This is a genomic window from Bifidobacterium sp., from assembly GCF_051876855.1.
Classification (GTDB): domain Bacteria; phylum Actinomycetota; class Actinomycetes; order Actinomycetales; family Bifidobacteriaceae; genus Bifidobacterium.
In genome coordinates this window covers 5,203-7,916 of the sequence record NZ_JBJEIH010000075.1, presented here as the reverse complement: position 1 = coordinate 7,916, position 2,714 = coordinate 5,203, and the positions used below count along the sequence as shown (strand labels likewise).

The window sequence follows — 2,714 nt, the reverse complement described above, 5'->3', positions numbered from 1 at the left end:
CCACCGGCCACCTGCACCCAGACACGTTTCCGCCTAATTTCAGCTTCAGGCGTGTCGTGTTACGATGCGGCATCATAGGTAACGAAGAAAGCCTAGGGTGAAACCATGGATACAGCAGCTACCAGCAACGACACCACTGACATCGACATTACCGACGCCGCCACAAGCGGCATCACGGCCGCGAAAGGCATCGACTACGACGCCGACGCGAAAGCCGCCGCAGCGGCGGTCAGCGAGGACGCGACAGAACAACTGCGCGACCCCCGCGACGCGACAGTATCCCATATGCCGCTGCCATTCAGCGGCCCCGCGCGCATCGAGCATGATTCCCTCGGAGAAATGCCGGTCCCGGCGAACGTGTACTGGGGCATCAACGTGCAGCGCGCTATCCAGAACTTCCCTGTTTCCGACACGCCCATCAGCAGACATCCGGAACTCATCGCCGGGTATGCGCAAGTCAAACGCGCCTGCGTGGACGCCAACGAGGAGCTGGGCTTGATCGACCCGATGCGCGCCGAGCTCATCCGGCAGGCATGCCGTGACATCGAAGCCGGCGAACTCGCCGACCAGTTCCCCGTGGACGTGCGCCAGGGCGGCGCCGGAACCTCAACGAATATGAACATGAACGAGGTCATCGCCAACCGCGCGCTCGAACTCGCCGGCCACCAGCGCGGCGACTACGGATACATCCACCCGAACGACCACGTGAACAAGTCGCAATCCACGAACGACACGTACCCGGCAGCCTGCCGTATCGCCCTGATCACCGCCCTCAAGCCGATGATCGAGGAATGCCGGCTGCTCGCGCGCGCCTTCCACAAGCTTGCCGACAAGCACATCAACGACGTGACCATCGGCCGCACGCAGCTCCAGGACGCGGTCCCGATGACCTACGGCCAGGAGTTCCACGCGTTCGCCTCGTATTTCAAGGCCGACAAGGCGTCCCTCGACAAGCTGGAGCCCGAGCTCGCGGTCATGAATCTGGGTGGTACCGCCATCGGCACCGGCATCTGCGCGGATATCCGCTTCCGTAAGTCCGCTATCGAGCATCTCGGTGAGATCACCGGCTATCCGGTGACCGCCGCGCCCGACCCGATCGCCGCGACCAGCGATATGAGCGCGTTCGTCAACACCTCGTCCGCGCTGAAAAACCTCGCCGTGCACCTGAAGAAGGCGGCGGACGACCTGCGTCTGCTCAACTCCGGCCCACGCTGCGGATTCAACGACATCAACGTACCCCCGCGCCAGGCCGGCTCCAGCATCATGCCGGGCAAGGTGAACCCGGTGATCCCAGAGTGCGTCGACCAGTGCTGCTTCACCGTGTTCGGCATGGACACGACCGTCAACTGGGCGTGCGCCGAAGGCCAGCTGCAACTCAACGCCTTCGAACCGGTCGCCGTGCATACGCTGCTCGAAGGCATCCGCCTGCTGGGCAACGCGATGCGCACCTTCCGCCTCAACTGCGTGGACGGCATCACCGTCAACCTCGAGCAGGGGCGCCAGTTCGCCGCCGAATCGCCGTCCATCTCGGCTTCGCTCAACAGCGAAATCGGTTATGAGCGTGCCGCAGCCATCGCCAAGGAGGCGTTGCGCACCAAACGCACGGTCCGTGAAGTCGCCGGGGAGCGCACAGACATGCCCGACGGCCGTCTCGACCAACTGCTTGACCCGATCACCCTGTCCCGCCGTTTGGGCCAGACATGCCGTGAACAGGGCGGCGCGCAGTCCTGACAATTCTGGGCTTCGCGCTGCACGGGAGTTTCGACTGGAACGCTCAGCCCGCAAGCGTTATTTGGTTACTTGTCGACGCGCGATTCATCGCCATCATGCCGGGTATCGCGCGTCCGACGGCCGGAACGCAACCTTTCCATGCTCTCGCGCAGCTGGTCGATGATCGTATTGTCGCGCACCGAACGCATGGCAGGAAACGCCTGCATCAACCGCCGCTGCTGCCAATTGAGCGTATGCGACACATGCGAATCAAGCACGGCGCGCCTGCGCTCCTCGAAACGCTCGCTCGCCGTGACCACCTTCTCGTCAAGATTCGCGACCTGTTCGGCATGCACCGCATTGACATCTTCGCTGATGCGTTTGAGTTTGGTGTCGAAGCTCCACGAGTATGCCGCGGTCAGCGAGGCATCCACAATGAGCAGCACCGCGATGACACCTGATACCACATGCAATGCCAGCGGTGTCCACTGGCGGACAATCCCCATGAACCACGGCTGCACGAACAGTTTGACCAGCGTTGCACCGGCTCCGAACGCAATAAAGCCATTGAGATATACGCGACCGTTGATATTGAACGGTTTATTGCTGTAATCCCACAGTCTGACGTGATGCAGCTTTTCGATGACGTATGAGGAGATGTATTCCAACGTGCATGCGACAACACCGCTGCTGAGGAACAATGCGACGGGATTGGTCACATCGTTGAGCAGGAACAGTACAAGCAGCGCGCCAAAGCCGTAAATCGGGCACAGCGGGCCGATCAAGACGCCCCTGTCGACGAAACGACGGCGCACGACAATTGACAGCCCAGTCTCCCAAATCCAGCCGATGCAGCTGTACAACGCCCATGTCAGGAACAGCCGCTCCACGAATTCCAACACCTGCATGCCGCCTGCCTTTCCTGAAACGAGCCTGCTTCGCGTACGGTCGCGAGCACTCATGCAAACGTATTCCAGTCTAGCTGCTCACACGTCGATTGGCGG

2 protein-coding genes are annotated in these 2,714 nt (G+C 61.6%); one reads left to right on the top strand and one right to left on the bottom strand.

The annotated features are described in order from the left end of the window. The first annotated feature begins 285 nt into the window (after positions 1-285). Positions 286-1,731 carry an aspartate ammonia-lyase gene (locus tag ACI38B_RS04875; RefSeq protein WP_439729768.1) on the top strand — a complete coding sequence of 482 codons (1,446 nt, stop codon included), beginning with the start codon at positions 286-288 and terminating at the stop codon, positions 1,729-1,731. A 65-nt stretch (positions 1,732-1,796) separates the two neighbouring features. Here ACI38B_RS04875 and ACI38B_RS04870 read toward each other — a convergent pair whose 3' ends face one another. Next, the gene (locus ACI38B_RS04870; RefSeq protein WP_439729767.1) at positions 1,797-2,618 is read right to left on the bottom strand and encodes a putative ABC transporter permease; all 822 of its coding nucleotides are present in this window, start codon (positions 2,616-2,618) and stop codon (positions 1,797-1,799) included. Positions 2,619-2,714 lie beyond the last annotated feature (96 nt).

Bases quoted from the DNA above. Each gene is read 5' to 3' on its own strand.
- ACI38B_RS04875 (WP_439729768.1), top strand. From the start codon at position 286: ATGCCGCTGCCATTCAGCGGCCCCGCGCGCATCGAGCATGATTCCCTC.
- ACI38B_RS04870 (WP_439729767.1), bottom strand. From the start codon at position 2,618: ATGCAGGTGTTGGAATTCGTGGAGCGGCTGTTCCTGACATGGGCGTTG.